We start from the raw sequence: 19,163 nt of genomic DNA, 5'->3' as shown, positions 1-19,163 counted from the left end.
GGTGACCACACGCCCCGTCCGCGAGGCTCTCTGGCGGGAATGCGGGCCGCACCGGTCTATCCGGGGTGCGGACGCTACAAGCGCCACGGATTTGCAGAGAGGCTTCAGCGCCAGCTACTTCCGCAGGACTGCTGCCCTTGAGCGTGGCAACATCTGCTTCTGACTACGGCATGCCCTGGGGCTGGCAGCCAGAAACTCGCTGATCCGTTCCACCGCCTGCCGCAAGAACGCTTCTAGCTCAGTTGCCGCCGCAACGCCTCGAAGAACAGCGCCGACTGCAAGCGCTCGGATTGCACCTGCGCCGCCACTTTGCCGGCCAGCTCCGGATTCACCGGCGCCAGCGGACGCCCCGTCGATTGCGCGAGCACCTGCGCCTGGCAGGCGCGCTCCAGATAGAACAGATCGTCGTAAGCGTAGTCCAGCCGCTCGCCGCATACCACCACACCGTGATTGGCCAGGAACACGATATCCGCGCCCTGCATGGCGTGCGCGATGCGTTCGCCTTCGCTGACATCCAGCGCCAGCCCGTTATAGTCGCGGTCGATCGCGAGCCTGCCATGAAAGCGCATGGCGTTCTGCGACAGAGTGGTGTCCAGCGCCCGGTCCGAGGTCAGCGTCAATGCCGTGGCGTGGGGCATGTGGGTATGCAGCACACAGGCTTTGCCGGCAATGCGATGGATGGCTGCATGAATGAACATGGCGGTCGGTTCCACGGCATGCCGACCCGCCAGCTTGTTGCCCCGGGCATCGATGAGCACGATGTCCTCGGCTTGGACTTCGTGCCACATCAGCCCGCGTGGATTGAGCAGGAAGAGATCCGAATCGCCTGGCAAGGCCACACTGAAATGATTGCAGACGCCTTCGCCCAGACCATGCGCCGCGGCCGCTCTCAAGGCCAGCGCCAGATCGGCACGCAGCGCATGGATGGGCTCTGAATGAAACAGCGCTTCAGTGAACTTGGAATCGTGGTTCATGACAGCCTTTGCAGGTAAGAGGAAAGCGCTGGTCAGATCCAGCCCGCTTGGCGGAACAGGCCGATGACCTGATCCAAGGTGGATACGGTAGCGTCGGGACGGTAGTCAGGCAAGCATTGGCGGCCTGTGCCCCGGTCGATCCAGACACAGCGAAAGCCGATGTCGCGCGCGGCGGCGTGATCGAGATGAGGGCTGGCGCAGATATGGACGACCTGGTCGGGCGTGACGCCCAGGCTGGCGTGCGCGTGGGCGAAGATCTGGCGCGAAGGTTTGTAGGCGCCGGCCTGCTCGGCCGTAATGACGCGGTCGATGTGGCCGCCCATCTGCGAGACATTGCCGGCGATGATGGCGTCGTCGGTATTCGAGATGATGCACAGACGGAAGCCGGCCTGCTTCAGCGCGCCCAGCGTGTCCACGACTTCGGGGAAGGGCGGCATGGCCGAGATGCCGCCGATCAGCGTATCGGCGTCCTCGGGGCGATACGCCATGCCCAGCTCGCGCATCGTCAGGCGCAACGATTCCCGCGTGATGTCGGCGAAGCGCTGGTGCGGCGGCGTGCGTTCGAGCCGATGTTCATGACCATCGTAGACGTGCAGGAACTGTTCCGGCGACGGCAGCGGGCCGCTCTGCGCGGACGGGCCCAGGATGCGGGCGACGGCGGCTTGCAGGCCTTCATCCCATTGAATCAGGGTGCCATAGCAATCGAAGGTCAGCCATTGAGGCCGGGGAAGAGCGGTGAGCGGCATGGAGCGTCCTCATGTTTGCGGATACAGCTGTTGGCAGGCGCGAGGCCCATCGCCAGCGTAGTGCCGCGCTTGTGAGTAGTAAAATTAATAAAAAAACTGAAGTCAGTTATTTATTGGATATCGATAAGCCATGCTCGATCTGGAATTGCTCAGGACGCTGGTGTGCGTGGTCGACGAAGGCAGCTTCACGCGCGCGGCCAGCCGCGTGCACCGGACCCAGTCCACGGTCAGCCAGCAGGTGCGCAAGTTGGAGCAGGCCGTCGGCAAGACCCTGTTGCTGCGCGACCGGACGGGCAGCAACGTGTCCGCGACCGAAGACGGCGAGCTGATGCTGGCGTATGCGCGCCGCCTGCTGGCGATCGCTGATGAGGCGCAGCAAGTACTGTCGGCGCCGCGCTCGGCGCGAGTGCTGCGGCTGGGTGTGCCGGAAGATTTCGACGTTGCGCGCCTGACCGTGCTGCTGGCGAAGTTCAGCGCCCGTCATCCGGACCTGCGCCTGGAGACCGTCAGCGGCATGAGCACGGGGCTACGCGAGCGCCTGGCGGCGGGCGCGCTGGATCTGGCGCTGGTCAAGCGCGAACCGGGCGATGGTCCTTGCCTGGCAGCATGGCCGGAAGCCTTGGTATGGGTGGGAGAGCCGCGCATCGTCCGCGAGGCAGCGTCCGTGCCGCTGGTGCTGTTCCCGCAGGGCTGCATCTATCGCAAGCGCATGATCTACGCGCTGGAAAGCGCCGGGCGCGCCTGGCATGCGGCGTACCACAGCCATAGCCTGGCCGGGGTGCAGGCGGCCGTGGCCGCAGGATTGGGCGTCAGCCTGCTGCCGGCCTACGCGCGCCTGCCGGGTCAGGCCGTGTTGGGCGGGAAGCACGGTTTCGAGGCCGCACCGGCGACCGAATTGGCCATCGTAGGCGAGCATCGCGGCTTGTCCATGGCGCATCGGGATCTGATCGGCGCCCTGGAACAGGCCATCGGTGGCTCGTGTGCCGTCTGATGCGGCCAACGCCTCGGCGCGTTGTCAGGCCGGGACGCCGAGCAAGACCGGGGCTCGTTCGTCAGGTGCTCATGCCCTGGGGAGCCGCGACACGCGTCGGCGGCGGGTGTCCGGCCAATCCGCGTGATGCAGGACCGGCCGATTCAGTCCACGTCGCCGTCGACGTAGAACCACTGACCCTGCTCACGCACGAAGCGGCTGAGCTCATGCATGCGGTGCGCGCGGCCTGCCTGGCGGCTGCGCGCGACGAATTCCACGGTTGCGTGATCGGCGTCTTGCGCCTGTGCGCGCTTGATCGTCAGTCCCAGCCATTTGAGATCGGCCGGGTTGGGTTCCAGCGCAGTGGGGCGCGTATCCGGATGCCAGGTCGCGAGCAGATAGCCCAGTCGATCCAGCACGAAGGCGCTGTAGCGCGAGCGCATCAGGGCCTCGGCGTCGGGCGCCTGCAGGAACTGCGGGCCGGCATGCCAGCGGCCGCAGCATTCGGCGTAGCGCTTGCCGCTTTCACAGGGACAGGGTTGCGTGGCGGCGTCGGCTTTACGGGTCACGTGAGTAAGGGCGCTCAGGCCAGCAGGTCGTTGTATTCAGGGTGACGCCGCATGTACACCGCCGCGTAGGAGCACAGCGGGCGCACGCGCCAGCCCTGCGCGCGCGCCGTCTCCAGCGCATGGCGGGTCAGCTCGGCGGCAATGCCGCGCCCGCCGACTTCGGACGGAACGCCGGTGTGCACGATGGACATGATGCCGTCCTGCAACTGATAGTCGAGCACGCACGGGACGCCGTCCACGATCGCGGTGAAGCGTGAATGCCCGGCGTCGTGCGTAACGGAAATCGGGAGCGTCGTCATGGGCGCAGAATCCTGTGATGGTCGGGAAAGGCGGCGGATCATGCCAGGATACCAGCCCGCCGGCGCGACGCGCGCGGCGGGCCTTGGCTTGCCGGTCCGCCGGTCGCTCAGCGGCGCAGCGTCTTCAGCAGGGCCGTGAGATCCGCGTCGCGCGCCTGCGCCAGCTCGGCGATGCTGCGGCCGCCGGCTTCGGCGTTGACGCCTGCGATCAGCCGCTGGCGCAGCTCGGGCGTGACCTCGGGCGCGCCCAGGTCGTCCCACCAGGTCTGCACCGGTCCCAGCAGATGGTCCATGAAATGACCCAGTCCGCCCGCGCCGCCGCCCAGGTTGAAGGTCATGTGCGGGCCGAACAGCGCCCAGCGCAGGCCCGGGCCCTGAGAGACGGCGGCATCGATATCCGCCACGCTGGCGACGTTTTCGGCCGCCAGATGGATGGCTTCGCGCCAGACCGCCGCCTGCAGGCGGTTGGCGATATGGCCCGGCACTTCCTTGTTCAGGCGGATCGGGTACTTGCCAAGCTCGCGATAGAAGGCGATGGCGCGTTCGATCGTTTCCTCGGAGGTCTGCTTGCCGCCCACCACTTCGACCAGCGGGATCAGGTGCGGGGGATTGAAGGGATGGCCGATCACGAAGCGCTCGGGCCGCGCACAGCCGGATTGCAGGCGGCTCATGATCAGGCCGGACGAGCTGGACGCGACGATGGCGTGCGCGGGCAGCGCGGCGTCCATGCGCGCGAATAGCGCGGTCTTGAAGTCCTCGCGTTCCGGCGCGTTTTCCTGCACGAAGTCCGCGTCCTTCAGGGCGGCCTCCAGGTCGGGCTCGAAGCGCAGCGCGTCGGGATTGGCGCCGGCGGCCACGCGACCCAGCTCGGCCAGCACCGGCCAGGCGGCGCGCACCCGTTCGCGGGTCAGCGGCTCGGCATCGGGCGCCGGGTCGCTGACCACCACTTCCAGGCCATGCGCCAGGAACAGCGCGGCCCAACTCGCGCCGATGGTGCCCGCGCCGACGATGGCGACACGGCGGATGGCGGGATGCGTGGACGGATGCGGCATGGGAAGACTCCTGGTCGGTTGTGTAACGCCAGCATTGTGAAGCAAAGCGGGGACCGTTGCCATGACGCGGCGCAGACGGCAAGATACGTCCGGTCCAACCCATGCCAGGAGAACAGATGGACAGCATCCAGGACGGACGCCATGCCCGCGCGGCGTCGAACGCGGGCGCCGCCGTGCCTTACTTTTGCCAATGGGAATTGGCCCACCTGGCCGGGGCCATCATCCGCGGCGAACTGGACCTGAAGGACGATCCGGCCTGGGCCGGTTCCGGCGCGGCCGACGTCGACGAGTACGCGCGCTGGGCCAGCCACGTCTGCGGCATGGCCTGCCTGAAGATGGTGCTGGCCGCGCGCACCGGACGCGTCCATCCCACGTTGGCGCTTGCGCGAGGCAGCCTGCCCTATGGCGCCTATGCGGTGGACGGCGACGACATCAAAGGCATGATTTACGCGCCCTTCGTGCGCTATGTGGAAGAGGTACACGGCCTGCGCGCGCGCGTGCATGTGGACCTTGCAACGGCCGCGCTACCGGCCTTGCTGGACGAGGCCGAGTTCTTCATGGCGTCGGTGCATCCGTCGATCCGCTGGCCCGACCAGCCGCCGCCGAAGAAGGGCGGGCACCTGGTGCTGGTGACGCGCGCCAGCGCGGACGAGATCGTGTTCCACAATCCATCAGGCGAACCGGCGGTCGACGGCCGGCCCGGCACACAGGCGGACGCGCGCTTGGCGTCCGCCGTGTTCGACCGCTATTTCGCGGGCCGCGGCGTGGCCATCCTGCGCGGCTGAAGAGGGCCGTGCGTCGCGTCAACGATTGCGTGCACGGCGGAGATAGCGCGCGGCCAGCAGGCCGGCGCACAGATAGCTGGCCGCGATGACGGCGTAGGCCAGGGGCAGGCTGTCGTTCCAGTCGGGCGCCCGGTGCAGGATGGTGCCCATCAGCGCCACGCCCACCAGCGTGCCGGACTGACGGTTGGCGTTCAACGCGGCCGCGCCGCTGTTGGCGTGGGCGGTGCCCGATACCTGCATCACCAGGCTGGTCATGGCCGGCACCACGAGGCCCAGGCCCAGATTGGCGCCGGTCGCCAGCAGCGCGAAGCACCAGTAAGGCATGCCGGGCGACATGGCGACGATGCTGGCCGCGCTCAGTACCGTGGCGATGGACAGGCCGCCCAGCAGCGCGGCCGACACATTCCAGCGCGCCGCGATGCGGCCCGAGGCCAGGTTGCCGATCGAAAATATCGCCAGCATGGGCACCATCTGGATGCCGGTCTGCAATGCGTCCGCGCCGCGCGCCTGCTGCAGGAACAGGCTGATCAGGAACAGCTGGCCGTAGCCGCCCAGATTGATCAGGAATCCCACGCCGTTCGCGGCCGCGAAGCGCGGCGTTTCGAACAGCGCGCGCGGCAGGATGGGATCGGCGTGGCGGCGCTCGCGCCGCACCAGCAGGATCGCCGCCGCCAGCGCCAGCGCGATGGCCGTCGCGATGCGGGGCGAGGACCAGCCATAGGCATTGCCTTCGATCAGCGCGTAGCTGGCGGTCGCCAGCGCGGCCATGCCGAGCAGGTGACTGGAGGCGTTGAGCGCGCGCGGGCGGCGCGGCGCCGGCTGGATGCGGCGGCTGGCCAGCCACAGACCCGCCAGCCCCAACGGCAGATTGATGAGAAAGATGCCGCGCCAGCCGAACTGATGGATCAGCACGCCGCCCAGCAAGGGGCCCGATGCGCCGGCCACGGCCACGATGGCGGACCAGGCGCCCAGCATGCGGTTGCGGGTGCGTTCTTCCGTATAGGCGTGCGTCAGCAGGCTGAGCGAACTGGGCATGAACAGCGCCGCGCCCACGCCCTGCAGCATGCGCGCGGCGATCAACGCGGGGCCGTCGGGCGCCATGCCGCACAGCAACGAGGCCAGCGTGAACACGGCCAGTCCCGCCTGGTAGATGGTCTTGGCCCCGTAGCGGTCGGCCAGCGCGCCGGCCGCGAGCAGCAGCGCCGCGAAAGCCAGGGTGTAGGCGTCGGCGATCCACACCAGGTCGGTCAGGGGGACGCCGAATTGCGCGGCGATGCCGGGCAGGGCGACATTGACCACGGTGACGTCGAGCATGGCCATGATGAAGCCGATCGCCAGCGTGGCCAGCGGCATGAGGCTGGCGGTTGCCGCGGGCGCGGCGGGTGTGGCGCGAACAGGGGGTTGAGTGCAGGCGGTATTCATGGGGCATTGCGTGTTTCGAGGCCGGGGCTGCCAATGTAGGCGCTGCATGAAATGCAAAAAAGCCGTATAAATGCGTCTCCATGATGCAAATTTGCATCGATGGCGGATGCACCGCGTCCTTTGGGGGAGCGATATGGATTGGGACAACGCGCGGGTATTCCTCGCCATCTATCGCAACGGCACGCTGCGCGGCGCGGCCGCGCTGCTGCAGATCGACCAGGCCACGGCGGGCCGGCGCCTGGCCGCGCTGGAACGGTCGCTGGACGCGCGCCTGTTCCTGCGCACGCCGGCCGGCTATGTGCCGACCGCCGCCGGGGAGCTGGCTTTCGCGGCCGCTGAACGCATGGAGCAGGCGGCAGACCAGCTGCAGCGCCAGATGCAGGGGCTGGATCATCGCCTGTCGGGCGTCGTGCGCGTGGCCTCCTCGGAAGCCATCGGCAGCTACTTCGTGATGGACGCGGTCAAGCGCCTGCATGCGCGGCACCCGGACATCACGATATCGCTGTCGACCTCGATCAAGCTGAGCAACCTGACGCGGCGCGAAGCCGATCTGGCGATCCGCAACGTCCGGCCCGACAGTCCCGACCTGATCCATCGTCATCTCGCGCGCAAGGACACCGGGCTGTATGCCGCGCCGTCCTATCTGCGCCAGCGCGGCGAACCCAAGCCGGGCACGGCCTTCGCCGGGCACGCGCTGGTGACCTATCAGCAGTCGGCGTTGCCGGGCTGGTCCGATGCCTTCTGCGGCGAGCCCACCGGCAATGGCCACGTCGCCATCGAGCTGAACTCCGCCATGATGATCATCGATGCCGTGCGGGCCGGGCTGGGCATCGGCGAGCTGCCCGTGCACATGGCGGCGCGCCATCCGGAACTGGTCCGCATCTGGCCGCAGCGGGCCGGTTCCTATGACCTGTGGCTGGTGATGCACGGCGACCTGAACCGGACCGCGCGGGTGCGCGCCGTGGCCGATGCCATCGTCGAGGTGTTCGAGCAGGAATAGGACCGGACCGCGCGCGGGCCTGCTGGCTGCGCCGCTTGTGGCCGCGCGCAAGCGGCGCTAAGGTTGACGCTCCCGTCTTGTCCGATGATCCCATCCACCAGGAGTCGCGCGTGTCCGAACTTTGGCGTCTGTCCGCCGCTGAGCTTGCCAGCCTGATCCGCAAACGTGAAGTGTCCGCCGTGCAGGCCGCGCAAAGCGCGCTGGCGCGGCTCGATGCCGTCAATTCCCGCATCAACGCCGTGGTCGATCATCGACCCGAGGATGCGCTGTCGCAGGCCGCCGCCCTGGACCAGCGGCTGGCGCGCGGCGAAGACCCGGGCCCGCTGGCCGGCGTGCCGGTCACGGTGAAGGTCAATGTGGACCAGGCCGGCTATGCCACCACCAATGGCGTGACGCTGCAGAAGGACGTGATCGCCCAGGCCAACAACCCGGTCGTCGACAACCTGCTGCGCGCCGGCGCGGTGGTGCTCGGTCGCACCAACACGCCGGCGTTTTCGCTGCGCTGGTTCACCAGCAACCAGCTGCACGGCGATACGCGCAATCCGCGCAATGCCGCGCTCACGCCTGGCGGCTCGTCTGGCGGCGCCGCCGCGGCCGTGGCGGCCGGCATCGGCCATATCGCGCACGGCACCGATATCGCCGGCTCGATCCGCTATCCGGCCTATGCTTGCGGCGTGCATGGCCTGCGGCCCACGCTGGGCCGCGTGGCGGCCTTTAACGCGGCCTTGCCCGAGCGCTCGCTGGGCGGGCAGATCACCGCCGTGTCCGGTCCCTTGGCGCGCAGCATCGCCGACTTGCGCCTTGGGCTGGCCGCGATGGCCGCGCCCGATCCGCGCGATCCGTGGTGGGCGCCCGCGCCGCTGGAGGGGCCGGCCGCGCCGAAGCGCGTGGCGCTGTGCTTTTATCCCGATGGCCTGGAGACCGAGCCCGCGGTGGTCAAGGCGCTGCAGGACGCGGCCCGGCGCCTGGGCGAGGCCGGCTGGCGCGTCGATACGCTGGACGCGATCCCGCCGCTGAAGGAAGCCGCCGATCTGCAGATCCGCATGTGGCTGGCCGATGGCTACGACGCCATGGTCGAGGCCGCGCGCAAGGAAGGCGACCGGGGCGCCCTGGTCGCGCTGGCCGGGCAGCGCGAACGCGCCGCCGGCATGGACCTGGCCAGGTACTCCGCCCTGCTAACGCGGCGCGCCACGCTGACGCGGCAGTGGGAACTGTTCTTCGCCGAGTACCCGGTGCTGCTCTTGCCGGTGTCGGCCGAGCTGCCTTTCCCGGACCAGCTCGATCTGGCCGGCGACGAAGCCTATGCGCGCGTCTGGCGCGCGCAGATGCCGCAGATCGGCGTGCCGTTCATGGGCTTGCCGGCCCTGTCCGTGGCCATGGGCAGCGTGCCGGGCGCGAAGGGGACGATCCCGGTGGGCGTGCAGCTCATGGCGGGCCGTTACCGCGAGGACCTGTGCCTGGCCGCGGGCGAGGTGATCGAGGCGGCGGGCCAGCCGATCGACATCGCCGAACCCGAAGCCTGAGGTCGGCGTCGAAGCCGGACGCGGATGCCGCAGCCAGCCTCGAGGTTTGATCCAGCGGGGATTCTGCGTCGGATATCAAACTGCTGGCGGGCGCGCGCGGCGCGCCTCAACCCGTCGTCAGGGATGGCACGCCATGCTGGCCGGCGCCGGCCTGCCACTCGTGGCGCAGCAGCCCCATGATGCCGGTATCCCATCGCTGCTCGCCGACCCGCGTCGACGCGCGACGCACGCCTTCGAGCTTGAATCCCAGCGCTTCATAGGTGCGCAGGGCGGGCTGGTTGAACATGTAGACGTTCAGCTCCAGCCGCTCGATGCCCGGCGTGCTGAACGCTTCCTGGATCATCAGCGCCGTCAACGGGCGGGCCAGTCCCTGGCCGCGCATGGCGGGCGCGACGGCGACGCGGCCCAGGCGCGCGTTGCCGTCATGCCATTCATAGGCGAGCTGCGCATGTCCGACCGGCGCGCCATCGCGGCAAACCATCCAGCAGCGGCGCGCGGGCGGCGTGCTCCGGCCTTCGGCCAGCATGGTTTCCACGTGCAGCGGCGTGAGCGGATAGGAGAGCTGCGAGCCGCCCCATTGGACGACATCGGCAAGGCTGGAGAACCAGCCGGCAAGGAGGGAATGGTCTTCTGCCGTGAGCGGGCGCAGGGTCAGCATGGTGGCGGGGGCGCGTATGCGCCAGGTGACGCCGCGCACGGCATGCGCGCGGACCGGCGCCACAGTATAGGCGGGCGCCGGCCGCGCCGTTTAGCCGCGCGCTTCGAAGCGCAGGCGCAGCACGCCCAGGTCGCCGTAGGCGATCTCGAGATCGCGGCCCGCCGGCACGTCCAGGAAGCCGGCATACGAGCCGGTGATGACATGCTGGCCGGCGCGCAGGCCGGCGCCTTGTTCACGCAGGAAGTTCGCCAGCCAGTACAGACCGGCCTTGGGCCGGCCGTTGGGATGGATGCCCGCGTGCTGCTCGGCATCCTGGCCGTCCACGGACAGCGTGATGGTCATGCTGGCGGGCGCGTCGTCGGCGGACGCGATGCGCGGTCCCAGCACCAGGCCCTGGTTGAACATGTGGTCGGCCAGCAGCTCGGGCAGGCTGGCGTGCTCCGGCAGCGCATAGCGGCACCCCAGCACTTCCAGCGCCAGCCGGGCGCCGCCGACGGCGGCATCGATCTCGGCTTCGCTGTAGGGCTGTGCTCGCGCCGGCAGATCGCGCGCCAGTTCGAAGGCGATCTCGGGTTCGACGCGCACGACGGCGCCCTGCGCGGGTACTGGCGAGGCGGCGCTGAAATGGACGGTGGATGTGTAGATGGGAGCCACCACGGATTTTTCGGGCGTGGGTAGCGCGCTCTTCCAGGCGGCGATGTCGTCGCGCCGCGTTTCGCGCAGCAGGCGGGCGGTGCTGCGTTGCACGGCGAAGGCCTGGCCCTGCGTCTGCGGCCGGCAATCGGCGGGCAGGCGCGGGCCGGGCACGCCGGCGTCGCGGGCGGCGATCAGGAAACGGGCGGCGTCGACGCTGCCGGGATACTCTTCGATCAGGATTCGCATGGCGTCACATTCCCAGGAACAGCAGGGTCCACAGGGCGATCATGGCGATCAGCCCGAGCCAGCAGGCGCCCCAGAAGCCCACTACCGGCCACTTGAGCGACAGCGGCACCTGCTTCGGATCCACATGGGCCAGCAGGCGGTTGGCGTTGCCGACGAGCCAGAAACGCGTGCCGGGGAACATCAGCCGGAAGAAATAATCGAGCATGATCGCCGCCTGGATGGCCAGCGGATACTGGTTGAAGGCCCGGTGCTCCAGGTAGGGATGCTTGAGCCGGGCGTTGATCTGTTTGGCCTTGAAGAAGAACAGCACGATGCCGCTGATCGAGCAGGTGACGAAGCACAGCACGAACAGGCTGAAGGCCAAGGCCAGCGCGGGGGTATGCATGACGAGAGTTCCGGGGTTACGCGGCGCGCAGGCCGCGATGAGTGTCTGCCGTGAAGTACGGCGTCAGCCGCGCAACTGGCCTTCGCCGTTGAGCACCCATTTCAGCGTGGTCAGGCCTTCCAGTCCGACCGGGCCGCGCGCGTGCAGGCGGTTGGTCGAAATGCCGATCTCGGCGCCCAGCCCGTACTCGAAGCCGTCGGCGAAGCAGGTGGGCAGGTTCACGTAGACCGAGCTGGAATCGACCTCGCGCTGGAAGCGCTGGGCCGCGGACAGGTCCTCGGTGACGATGGCGTCGGTGTGGCCGGAACCCCAGCGGGCGATGTGTTCGATGGCATCGTCCAGCGTGTCGACGATGCGCACCGCCAGGACCGGGCCCAGGTACTCGGTGCCCCAGTCTTCTTCCGTGGCGGGCTTGAGATGGGGCAGCAGCGCCAGCGTGCGCGGGCAGCCGCGCAGTTCGACGCCGCGATCGGCGAAGTCCGCCGCCAGGCTGGGCAGGATCGACACGGCCGCGACCGCGTCCACCAGCAGCGTTTCCATGGCGCCGCAGATGCCGTAGCGGTAGGTCTTGGCGTTGATGGCGATGGCGTGGGCCTTGTCGGGATCGGCGGCCGCGTCGATGTAGACGTGGCAGTTGCCGTCCAGGTGCTTGATCAGCGGCACGCGCGCTTCCTGGGCCAGGCGCGCGATCAGGCCCTTGCCGCCGCGCGGCACGATGACGTCGATGTGCTCGGTCATGGTGATCAGCTTGCCGACCGCGGCCCGATCGGCCGTGGCCACCACCTGCACCGCGTCCTGCGGCAGTCCGGCGGCCGCCAGGCCGGCCTGGACCACGCGGCCCAGCGCGATGTTCGAGTGCAGCGCCTCGCTGCCGCCGCGCAGGATGGCGGCGTTGCCGGACTTCAGGCACAGCGCGGCCGCGTCGATGGTCACGTTGGGGCGCGATTCGTAGATGATGCCGATCACGCCCAGCGGCACGCGCATCTGCGCGACGCGCATGCCGTTGGGGCGCAGCGAAGTGGCGGTGACGCTGCCGACGGGGTCGGGCAGGGCGGCGATCTGGCGCAGGCCCTCGGCCATCAGTCCCAGCGTCTTGTCGGACAGGGCCAGGCGGTCCAGCAGCGCCGGTTCCAGGCCATTGGCCCGGGCCGCGGCCAGGTCTTTTTCATTGGCGGCCTTGAGTTCGTCGCGGCTGGCAGCCAGTGCGTCGGCCATGGCGTGCAGCGCCCGGTTCTTGGCGGCGCCGTTGGCGCGCATCATGGCGCGCGAGGCGCGGCGGGCATTTTCGCCCAGGGTGAGCATGGCGTGTTCGATGGTGGACGAGGACATGGCGGCGTCGATCATGAAATAGGGCGGCGCGGGCGCGGCCGGGGGATGGCGTTAGTGTAGCCGGCAGGGGCCGGGCGAAATCGGGGGCAGGGAAGGGACAGGCGGCCGTGCCGCCTTCACGGTCGGGCGCCGGCGGCGGCCACGCGCAGCGCCAGCCGCGTCATTTCTTCCCAGGGATCGGACAGGCGTCCGGGCACGGACAGGCCCTTGATGAGCCGGTCGACTTCATGCGCATGCTGCACGGCGGCCGGCCAGACCGCGGGCTGCACGCGCGACAGCGCCTGCAGCGCCAGGCGTTCGTGGGCGCCGAAGATGCGCAGCCGGCGCATCAGGCCGTTGGCGTCCTGGCCCAGCGCGCGGGCCTCGGCGATGCGCGCGAGCAGGCGGATTTCCTCGCCGACCGCCCACAGCACCAGGGGCAGCGCTTCGCCCTCGGCGCGCAGGCCGTCGATCATGCGGATGGTGCGGGCAATATCGCCGGCCAGCATGGCGTCGCGCAGGCCGAAGACATCGTAGCGGGCCACGTTCAGCACGGCGCGCTCCACGTCCTCGGCGGCCAGCTGGCCCTCGGGATAGAGCAGGCCCAGCTTCTGGATTTCCTGGTGGGCGGCCAGCAGGTTGCCTTCGACCTTGTCGGCCATCCATTGCAGGGTGGCGTTGTCGGCGCGCTGGTTCTGGCGCGCCAGCCGCATGCCCACCCAGGCGGGCAGCCGCCCGCGCTCGATGCTGGCGATGTCCACCATCATGCCGCCCCGGGCCAGCGCCTGGACCCAGCGGCTTTCGCGCGTGGCCTTGTCCAGCCGTGGCAGGGAAATCAGCACCAGCGTGTCGGCATCGGACTGGCCCTCGGCCTGCTCGGCCAGGCGGGCCAGCGTGTCGGCGCCCGCCTTGCCGGGCTTGCCCGTGGGGATCTTGATTTCGAGGATGCGGCGGTCGCCGAACAGCGACACGCTTTGCGTGGCCGCCAGCACCGAACTCCAGTCGCTGCGGGCGTCCATCACCATGGACAGCCGCTCGGTGTAGCCGGCGCCGCGCGCCGAAGCGCGCAGCGCGTCCACGGCCTCGGTGACGAGCAGCGGCTCGTCGCCGGACACCGTATACATCGGCGCGAGCCGGTTGCCGGCCCGTTGCAGGTGTTCCGCCAGGCGATCCGCGTCCAGGGGTTGTGCCATGGACGCCTAGCGCGACAGCGGCGCGTCGGTGGTGGACGGCGTCTGCCAGGGGGCGGGAGTGTTGACCGGCTGGGCCGCGTTCGGGTCGTACACCGGCGCGTCCACGCCATCCTCGCTCTTGCCGGGATTCTCGAACGCCTTGCGCACGTCGGGCGCGGTCATGCGGCGCAGCAGGCGCGACACCAGGTCGCGTTGCATGGCCTTGTACAGCGTCTCGATCTGGCCTTGCTTGGCCTGCACGATCTGGTCGTCATACGGCATTTCGCGGTAGATCGACAGCGTGGTGTCCGGGATCAGCGCGTTGCCCTTGGCATCGATCAGGCGGAAGGTGAAGTTGATGCCGAGTTCATACGATTCGACGCGGCCCTGAGCGTTGAGCGAGACTTCGCGCAAGCTGCGTGCGTCGTTGACCTGCTGCAGGATGGCCTGCGCTTCCTTCGGACTGTTGACGAGCTTGGTATTGGGCGAAGCCGCGCGCAGCGAACGGCGCACGTCGGCGCCGAACTGCGTGTTGTCGGCAATGCCGACATACAGGGTGTCGAACGGCATCGGCGTGACGCCCCGCAGCGCGAAGCCGCAGGCGGAGAGCAGCATGAACAGCGCCAGGCAGGCGCCGCGCAGCAGCCAGGATTGGCGGGGGGAGTGCGTGTGTTGCCCGGCGAAGTGCATGCTTGACCTCATCAGCCTACGACGTTGACCAGTTTGCCCGGAACCACGATGACGCGCTTGGGCGGGCGGCCCTCCAGGTAGCGGGCGACCTCTTCCTGTTCGGCCGCGAGCTTCTCGATGTCCTCGCGGGCCGCCTGCGCGGCGACGCGGATCGAGCCGCGCAGCTTGCCGTTGACCTGCAGCATCAGCTCGATCTCGTCGGCGATCAGCGCGGCTTCGTCCACGTGCGGCCAGGGGGCGTCGAGCAGGTCGCCCAGCTCCTTGGCGTAGCCCAGGTCCTGCCACAGATGCCAGGTGACGTGCGGCACCACCGGATACAGCACGCGCAGCAGGACGCCCAGCGTCTCGGCGCGGGCGGCGTCGGCGTGCGGGCCGTCCGGCAGCTTGGCGTCGTCGATGGCGTTCAGCATCTTCATGCAGGCCGACACCACGGTGTTGTACTGAATGCGCTGATAGTCGTAGTCGGCTTGCTTGAGCAGGCCGTAGACCTCGCGACGCAGGTCCTTGACCGGGGCCGGCGCGCCGGTCCAGTCGGCGCCCTGGGCCAGGCCGCGCGCCACGGCTTCGCGCTGCGCGTAGCTGATGGACCACAGGCGGCGCAGGAAGCGGTTCGAGCCTTCCACGCCAGAATCCGACCATTCCAGCGTCTGCTCGGGCGGGCTGGCGAACATGACGAACAGGCGCGCGGTGTCGGCGCCCAGCGTATCGATCAGCGATTGCGGGTCGACGCCGTTGTTCTTCGACTTGGACATGGTGCCCACGCCGCCGTAGGTGATGTCGGAGCCGTCGGACTTGAGCTTGGCGCCGGTGATGGCGCCGCGCGCGTCGTAGACGTTCTCGACCTCCTCGGGCCAGAAGTATTCGATGCCGCCCTGGGCGTTCTTGCGCGAGTAGATGTGGTTCAGCACCATGCCCTGGCACAGCAGCTTGGTGAAGGGCTCGTCGAAGTTGAGCATGCCCATGTCGCGCATGACCTTGGTCCAGAACCGGGCGTACAGCAGGTGCAGCACCGCGTGCTCGATCCCGCCGATGTACTGGTCCATCGGCATCCAGTAGTCGTTGCGTCCGTCCACCATGGCCTGGTCGTTGCCCGGCGAGGTGTAGCGCATGAAGTACCAGGACGAGTCCACGAAGGTGTCCATGGTGTCGGTTTCACGGCGCGCCGGCTTGCCGCAGCTGGGGCAGGCGCAGGACAGGAAGGCTTCGTTCTTGGCCAGCGGGTTGCCGCTGCCGTCGGGGATCAGGTCGTCGGGCAGCACCACCGGCAGGTCCTTCTCGGGGACCGGCACCGGGCCGCAATCCGGGCAGTGGATGATGGGGATCGGGGTGCCCCAGTAGCGCTGGCGCGAGATGCCCCAGTCGCGCAGGCGCCAGGTGGTCTGCTTCTCGCCCAGGCCTTGCGCGCCCAGGTCGGCGGCGATGGCGTCCACGGCTTCCTTGTACGACAGGCCGTCGTACTTGCCGGAATTGATCGTCAGGCCGGACTGCTTGTCGCCGTACCATTCCTGCCAGGCCTGGTCGGAGTATTCCTTGCCGGCCACGGCCACGACCTGGCGGATCGGCAGCTGGTACTTGCGGGCGAAGGCGAAGTCGCGCTCGTCATGCGCCGGCACGCCCATCACGGCGCCGTCGCCGTAGGTCATGAGCACGTAGTTGCCGACCCAGACCTCGACCTCGGCGCCCGTGACCGGGTGCGTGACGTACAGGCCGGTGGGCATGCCTTCCTTTTCGCGCGTGGCCATTTCGGCCTCGGTCGTGCCGCCGAGCTTGCATTGCTCGATGAAGGCGGCCAGCCGCGGATTGGAAGCAGCGGCGTGCGTGGCCAGCGGGTGCTCGGGGGCGACCGCGCAGAAGGTGACGCCCATGATGGTGTCGGCGCGGGTGGTGAAGACGTACAGTTTGCCGTCCTGGATCAGCTGGCCGTCGGCGCCCGCGATCTTGTGCGGGAAGGCGAAGCGCAGGCCCTCGGACTTGCCGATCCAGTTTTCCTGCATCAGGCGCACGCGCTCGGGCCAGCCGGGCAGGTCGTTCTGCACCGCGCCCAGCAGTTCGTCGGCGTAGTCGGTGATGCGCAGGTAGTAGCCCGGGATCTCGCGCTTTTCAACGGGCGCGCCGGAACGCCAGCCGCGGCCGTCGATGACCTGTTCGTTGGCCAGCACGGTCTGGTCCACCGGGTCCCAGTTGACGATCTGGGTCTTGCGGTAGGCCACGCCCTTTTCGAGCATCTTCAGGAACAGCCACTGGTTCCATTTGTAGTACTGCGGATCGCAGGCGCACATTTCGCGCGACCAGTCGATCGCCAGACCCATCGCCTTCATCTGCTTCTTCATATAGGCGATGTTGTCGTAGGTCCACTTGGCCGGCGGCACCTTGGACTTGATGGCGGCGTTCTCGGCCGGCATGCCGAAGGCGTCCCAGCCCATGGGCATCAGCACGTTGTAGCCGCGCATGCGCAGCTGGCGCGCCATCATGTCGTTGATGGTGTAGTTGCGCACGTGACCCATGTGCAGCTTGCCGCTGGGGTAGGGCAGCATGGAGCAGGCGTAGAACTTGGGCTTTTCGGAGCCGTCGGCGTTCTTCGCGTGTTCGTGGACCAGATAGGCGTCGCGGGCCTGCCAGTCTTGCTGGGCGGCCGCTTCGACGGTAGTGGGAAGGTAACGTTCCTGCATGAGCTCGTGCGCGTTGGCGAAAAAGGGAAGGCCGCCCCGACCTGGCGGCGCTGGCGCGGCCCGGTTCGGTGGCAGTCAAAACCCCTGATTATAGGAGGTGCTAGGCGCGGATAGGGGACAGGGCGGTTTCCGGCACGCGCGCGCTGGGGGACTGGGTCCCGTAGGCCAGCGTGATCACGCCCAGCGCCGCCCCGGCGGCCACCACGCCGGTCCAGCCGAAATGCGAATAGAGCCAGGACGATACCAGCGAGCCGGACGCGCCGCCAATGAAATAGCTGGTCATGTAGCCGGCCGTCAGGCGGCTGCGGGCTTCCGGCCGCAGCGGATAGATGCAGCTGGTATTGGTGACATGCACGCCCTGGATGGCCAGGTCCTGCAACAGGATGCCGGCCAGCAGCGCCAGCACCGATGCCTGGCCGAAGGCCATCAGGCCCCAGGAACCCAGCAGGAGGAGCAGCCCGACGCGGGTCGCGAGGTTGGCCAGTCCGCGGTCCGCCAGCCGGCCGAAGCGGTTGGCGGCGAAGGCGCCGGCCGCGCCGGCCAGGCCGAACAGGCCGATCGTGGTGGTGTTGTAGGAATAGGGCGGGCTGGACAGCAGGAAGGTCAGCGGCGTCCACAGCATGCTGAATGCGGCGAACAGCAAGGCGCCCAGGATCGAGCGGGCCCGGAACAGCGGCTCATCGACGAACATGCGCAGGATCGAGCCCAGCAGGCGCGGATAGCTCAGTCCCGCCTGGCTCTGGTGGCGCGGCAGCACGCGCCACAGCACGGCGGACATGGCCAGCATCAGCAGGGACGCCACCCAATAGACGGTGCGCCAGCTGCCCAGGTCGGCCAGCACGCCGGCGAAGGTCCGCGCCAGCAGGATGCCCAGCAGCAGGCCGCTCATGACCGTGCCCACCGCCTTGCCGCGCTCATGAGGCAGGGCCAGCGTGGCGGCGAAGGGCACCAGGATCTGGGCGACCACCGACAGCATGCCGGTCAGCGCCGTGCCCAGCATCAGCACCGTGATGTTGGGCGCGAAGGCGGAAACCAGCAGGCTGGCCGAGGACAGCAGCGTCATCAGCACGATCAAGCCGCGCCGTTCGTACATATCGCCCAGGGGCACCAGCAGCATCAGCCCGGCGGCATAGCTCAGCTGGGCGGTCGTGACGATGCCGCCAGCGGCGGCGTTGGACAGCGAGAACTGCTCGCCGATGGTGTGCAGCAGCGGCTGGGCGTAGTAGTTGCTGGCGACGGCCAGGCCGGTGGCCAGGGACATCAGCAGGATCATCGGGGCGGTCAGCGGCGGCGTGTGCGAAGCAGGGGCGGTCATGGCGGAGTGCGGCAGGGGAAAAATCGGATCGGTCGCGGGCGGCGGCGCTCAGGCGTCCACGCCGCCGGGCGCTTCCAGGTCGTGGTTGATCAGCAGTTTCTTCAGCAGGCCGGCGAGCTGGCGGCGTTCCGCCGCGCCCAGCGGCTCGAGCAGCTGTTCGAGGTTCTTCAGGTAGTCCTTGAGCACGGCGCGGATCGTGCGCAGGCCGTCGGCCGTGAGCGACACGATGGTGCCGCGCCGGTCTTCGGGGTTGGGGTTGCGGGCCAGCAGGCCGGCCTGTTCCAGACGGTCGAGCCGGTTGGTCATGGCGCCCGAGGTCAGCAACAGGGCCGCCACCAGCTTCTGCGGATTCATCGCATAGGGCGGGCCGCAGCGATACAGCGTGGCCAGCACGTCGAACTCGCCCTGGTTCAGCTGATGCTGGCGGAAGCCGCAGTTGACGTTGCGCGTGGCGAAGGCATTGAGCCGGAACAGACGGGTGATCACCGCCATGGACGAGAAGTCCTGGCCGGGGCATTCGGCGGTCCATTGGGACAGCACGAGATCGACGAAATCGGTTTGCGGCATGGTTGGCGAGGCTCCTTGCGGCCGGTCGGCGCGCCGGTTCGCGCCGGGCTGGGCCGTGGTTCGGCGGGCGATGAATGATGCGCCCGATTTGTCTTCAAGTAAAGTATCTTTATATGAAGATAAATTCTAACAAGCCGGCGGGCTTCATGCAAAGGCCGTCGCGCAAAAGAGAAAGGC

General features: G+C 68.7%; 19 protein-coding genes. 4 read left to right on the top strand and 15 right to left on the bottom strand.

Annotated features, from left to right (window positions below; genetic code table 11):
* Positions 1-233: 233 nt before the first annotated feature.
* Both AC6LJ5_RS26945 and AC6LJ5_RS26940 read right to left on the bottom strand, forming a co-directional pair.
* Positions 234-974: an aldolase gene (locus AC6LJ5_RS26945; protein ID WP_392409082.1), complete on the bottom strand. Its 741-nt coding sequence runs from the start codon at positions 972-974 to the stop codon at positions 234-236.
* 32 nt (positions 975-1,006) lie between these two features.
* Positions 1,007-1,720, bottom strand: coding sequence for a haloacid dehalogenase type II (locus AC6LJ5_RS26940; protein WP_498142122.1), 714 nt, complete (start codon positions 1,718-1,720; stop codon positions 1,007-1,009).
* Between the two features lie 130 nt (positions 1,721-1,850).
* Between AC6LJ5_RS26940 and AC6LJ5_RS26935 the strand changes: the two genes are divergently transcribed.
* Positions 1,851-2,711 (top strand): LysR substrate-binding domain-containing protein, encoded by an 861-nt coding sequence (locus tag AC6LJ5_RS26935; RefSeq protein WP_498142121.1) that lies wholly within the window; start codon positions 1,851-1,853, stop codon positions 2,709-2,711.
* A 143-nt stretch (positions 2,712-2,854) separates the two neighbouring features.
* Here the strand turns inward: AC6LJ5_RS26935 and AC6LJ5_RS26930 are convergent, their stop codons facing one another.
* The 3 genes from AC6LJ5_RS26930 to AC6LJ5_RS26920 all read right to left on the bottom strand — a co-directional run bounded on the left by AC6LJ5_RS26930 (position 2,855) and on the right by AC6LJ5_RS26920 (position 4,610).
* Positions 2,855-3,259 (bottom strand): YchJ family protein, encoded by a 405-nt coding sequence (locus AC6LJ5_RS26930; RefSeq protein ID WP_498142120.1) that lies wholly within the window; start codon positions 3,257-3,259, stop codon positions 2,855-2,857.
* 14 nt (positions 3,260-3,273) lie between these two features.
* A complete protein-coding gene (locus tag AC6LJ5_RS26925) occupies positions 3,274-3,558 on the bottom strand; it encodes a GNAT family N-acetyltransferase (protein WP_498142119.1) in 285 nt (94 codons plus the stop codon).
* A gap of 107 nt (positions 3,559-3,665) precedes the next feature.
* Positions 3,666-4,610 carry a 3-hydroxyacyl-CoA dehydrogenase NAD-binding domain-containing protein gene (locus AC6LJ5_RS26920; protein WP_498142118.1) on the bottom strand — a complete coding sequence of 315 codons (945 nt, stop codon included), beginning with the start codon at positions 4,608-4,610 and terminating at the stop codon, positions 3,666-3,668.
* A gap of 116 nt (positions 4,611-4,726) precedes the next feature.
* Between AC6LJ5_RS26920 and AC6LJ5_RS26915 the strand changes: the two genes are divergently transcribed.
* Positions 4,727-5,395: a hypothetical protein gene (locus AC6LJ5_RS26915; RefSeq protein ID WP_498142117.1), complete on the top strand. Its 669-nt coding sequence runs from the start codon at positions 4,727-4,729 to the stop codon at positions 5,393-5,395.
* Positions 5,396-5,413: 18 nt separating this feature from the next.
* Here AC6LJ5_RS26915 and AC6LJ5_RS26910 read toward each other — a convergent pair whose 3' ends face one another.
* Positions 5,414-6,817, bottom strand: coding sequence for an MFS transporter (locus tag AC6LJ5_RS26910; protein ID WP_498142116.1), 1,404 nt, complete (start codon positions 6,815-6,817; stop codon positions 5,414-5,416).
* Positions 6,818-6,950: 133 nt separating this feature from the next.
* On the opposite strand from AC6LJ5_RS26910, the gene AC6LJ5_RS26905 reads away from it, so the two are divergent.
* Both AC6LJ5_RS26905 and AC6LJ5_RS26900 read left to right on the top strand, forming a co-directional pair.
* Positions 6,951-7,817 (top strand): LysR family transcriptional regulator, encoded by an 867-nt coding sequence (locus tag AC6LJ5_RS26905; protein ID WP_392409076.1) that lies wholly within the window; start codon positions 6,951-6,953, stop codon positions 7,815-7,817.
* Positions 7,818-7,927: 110 nt separating this feature from the next.
* Entirely contained in the window at positions 7,928-9,340 is a 1,413-nt protein-coding gene (locus AC6LJ5_RS26900) for an amidase family protein (RefSeq protein ID WP_498142115.1), read from the top strand.
* 106 nt (positions 9,341-9,446) lie between these two features.
* Here the strand turns inward: AC6LJ5_RS26900 and AC6LJ5_RS26895 are convergent, their stop codons facing one another.
* The 9 genes from AC6LJ5_RS26895 to AC6LJ5_RS26855 form a co-directional block, all read right to left on the bottom strand.
* The gene (locus AC6LJ5_RS26895) at positions 9,447-9,998 is read right to left on the bottom strand and encodes a GNAT family N-acetyltransferase (RefSeq protein WP_498142114.1); all 552 of its coding nucleotides are present in this window, start codon (positions 9,996-9,998) and stop codon (positions 9,447-9,449) included.
* 90 nt (positions 9,999-10,088) lie between these two features.
* Positions 10,089-10,880, bottom strand: a complete 792-nt coding sequence (locus AC6LJ5_RS26890) for a 2-keto-4-pentenoate hydratase (protein ID WP_103273649.1) — start codon at positions 10,878-10,880, stop codon at positions 10,089-10,091.
* Between the two features lie 4 nt (positions 10,881-10,884).
* Positions 10,885-11,265, bottom strand: a complete 381-nt coding sequence (locus tag AC6LJ5_RS26885; protein WP_199770828.1) for a hypothetical protein — start codon at positions 11,263-11,265, stop codon at positions 10,885-10,887.
* 63 nt (positions 11,266-11,328) lie between these two features.
* Positions 11,329-12,609, bottom strand: coding sequence for a glutamate-5-semialdehyde dehydrogenase (locus AC6LJ5_RS26880; RefSeq protein ID WP_498142113.1), 1,281 nt, complete (start codon positions 12,607-12,609; stop codon positions 11,329-11,331).
* A gap of 101 nt (positions 12,610-12,710) precedes the next feature.
* Positions 12,711-13,766, bottom strand: a complete 1,056-nt coding sequence (holA, locus tag AC6LJ5_RS26875; RefSeq protein WP_103273651.1) for a DNA polymerase III subunit delta — start codon at positions 13,764-13,766, stop codon at positions 12,711-12,713.
* 6 nt (positions 13,767-13,772) lie between these two features.
* A complete protein-coding gene (locus tag AC6LJ5_RS26870) occupies positions 13,773-14,435 on the bottom strand; it encodes an LPS-assembly lipoprotein LptE (protein ID WP_498142112.1) in 663 nt (220 codons plus the stop codon).
* Between the two features lie 11 nt (positions 14,436-14,446).
* A complete protein-coding gene (gene leuS, locus AC6LJ5_RS26865) occupies positions 14,447-17,104 on the bottom strand; it encodes a leucine--tRNA ligase (protein WP_498142111.1) in 2,658 nt (885 codons plus the stop codon).
* Positions 17,105-17,204: 100 nt separating this feature from the next.
* Positions 17,205-18,419, bottom strand: coding sequence for an MFS transporter (locus tag AC6LJ5_RS26860; RefSeq protein ID WP_498142110.1), 1,215 nt, complete (start codon positions 18,417-18,419; stop codon positions 17,205-17,207).
* A gap of 48 nt (positions 18,420-18,467) precedes the next feature.
* Complete coding sequence (locus tag AC6LJ5_RS26855) at positions 18,468-18,986, bottom strand: MarR family winged helix-turn-helix transcriptional regulator (RefSeq protein WP_233772397.1); 519 nt, start codon at positions 18,984-18,986, stop codon at positions 18,468-18,470.
* Positions 18,987-19,163: the final 177 nt, after the last annotated feature.

The organism is Achromobacter sp. 1011791174 (assembly GCF_059760925.1).
The sequence above is the reverse complement of the archived record's forward strand: the minus strand, read 5'-3'. Positions and strand labels throughout refer to the sequence as shown.

What these genes read in the sequence shown, in the direction of transcription:
- AC6LJ5_RS26945 (WP_392409082.1), bottom strand. Translation starts at nt 974, where the DNA reads ATGAACCACGATTCCAAGTTCACTGAAGCGCTGTTTCATTCAGAGCCC.
- AC6LJ5_RS26940 (WP_498142122.1), bottom strand. Translation starts at nt 1,720, where the DNA reads ATGCCGCTCACCGCTCTTCCCCGGCCTCAATGGCTGACCTTCGATTGC.
- AC6LJ5_RS26935 (WP_498142121.1), top strand. Translation starts at nt 1,851, where the DNA reads ATGCTCGATCTGGAATTGCTCAGGACGCTGGTGTGCGTGGTCGACGAA.
- AC6LJ5_RS26925 (WP_498142119.1), bottom strand. Translation starts at nt 3,558, where the DNA reads ATGACGACGCTCCCGATTTCCGTTACGCACGACGCCGGGCATTCACGC.
- AC6LJ5_RS26920 (WP_498142118.1), bottom strand. Translation starts at nt 4,610, where the DNA reads ATGCCGCATCCGTCCACGCATCCCGCCATCCGCCGTGTCGCCATCGTC.
- AC6LJ5_RS26915 (WP_498142117.1), top strand. Translation starts at nt 4,727, where the DNA reads ATGGACAGCATCCAGGACGGACGCCATGCCCGCGCGGCGTCGAACGCG.
- AC6LJ5_RS26910 (WP_498142116.1), bottom strand. Translation starts at nt 6,817, where the DNA reads ATGAATACCGCCTGCACTCAACCCCCTGTTCGCGCCACACCCGCCGCG.
- AC6LJ5_RS26905 (WP_392409076.1), top strand. Translation starts at nt 6,951, where the DNA reads ATGGATTGGGACAACGCGCGGGTATTCCTCGCCATCTATCGCAACGGC.
- AC6LJ5_RS26895 (WP_498142114.1), bottom strand. Translation starts at nt 9,998, where the DNA reads ATGCTGACCCTGCGCCCGCTCACGGCAGAAGACCATTCCCTCCTTGCC.
- AC6LJ5_RS26890 (WP_103273649.1), bottom strand. Translation starts at nt 10,880, where the DNA reads ATGCGAATCCTGATCGAAGAGTATCCCGGCAGCGTCGACGCCGCCCGT.
- AC6LJ5_RS26885 (WP_199770828.1), bottom strand. Translation starts at nt 11,265, where the DNA reads ATGCATACCCCCGCGCTGGCCTTGGCCTTCAGCCTGTTCGTGCTGTGC.
- AC6LJ5_RS26880 (WP_498142113.1), bottom strand. Translation starts at nt 12,609, where the DNA reads ATGATCGACGCCGCCATGTCCTCGTCCACCATCGAACACGCCATGCTC.
- holA (WP_103273651.1), bottom strand. Translation starts at nt 13,766, where the DNA reads ATGGCACAACCCCTGGACGCGGATCGCCTGGCGGAACACCTGCAACGG.
- AC6LJ5_RS26870 (WP_498142112.1), bottom strand. Translation starts at nt 14,435, where the DNA reads ATGCACTTCGCCGGGCAACACACGCACTCCCCCCGCCAATCCTGGCTG.
- leuS (WP_498142111.1), bottom strand. Translation starts at nt 17,104, where the DNA reads ATGCAGGAACGTTACCTTCCCACTACCGTCGAAGCGGCCGCCCAGCAA.
- AC6LJ5_RS26860 (WP_498142110.1), bottom strand. Translation starts at nt 18,419, where the DNA reads ATGACCGCCCCTGCTTCGCACACGCCGCCGCTGACCGCCCCGATGATC.
- AC6LJ5_RS26855 (WP_233772397.1), bottom strand. Translation starts at nt 18,986, where the DNA reads ATGCCGCAAACCGATTTCGTCGATCTCGTGCTGTCCCAATGGACCGCC.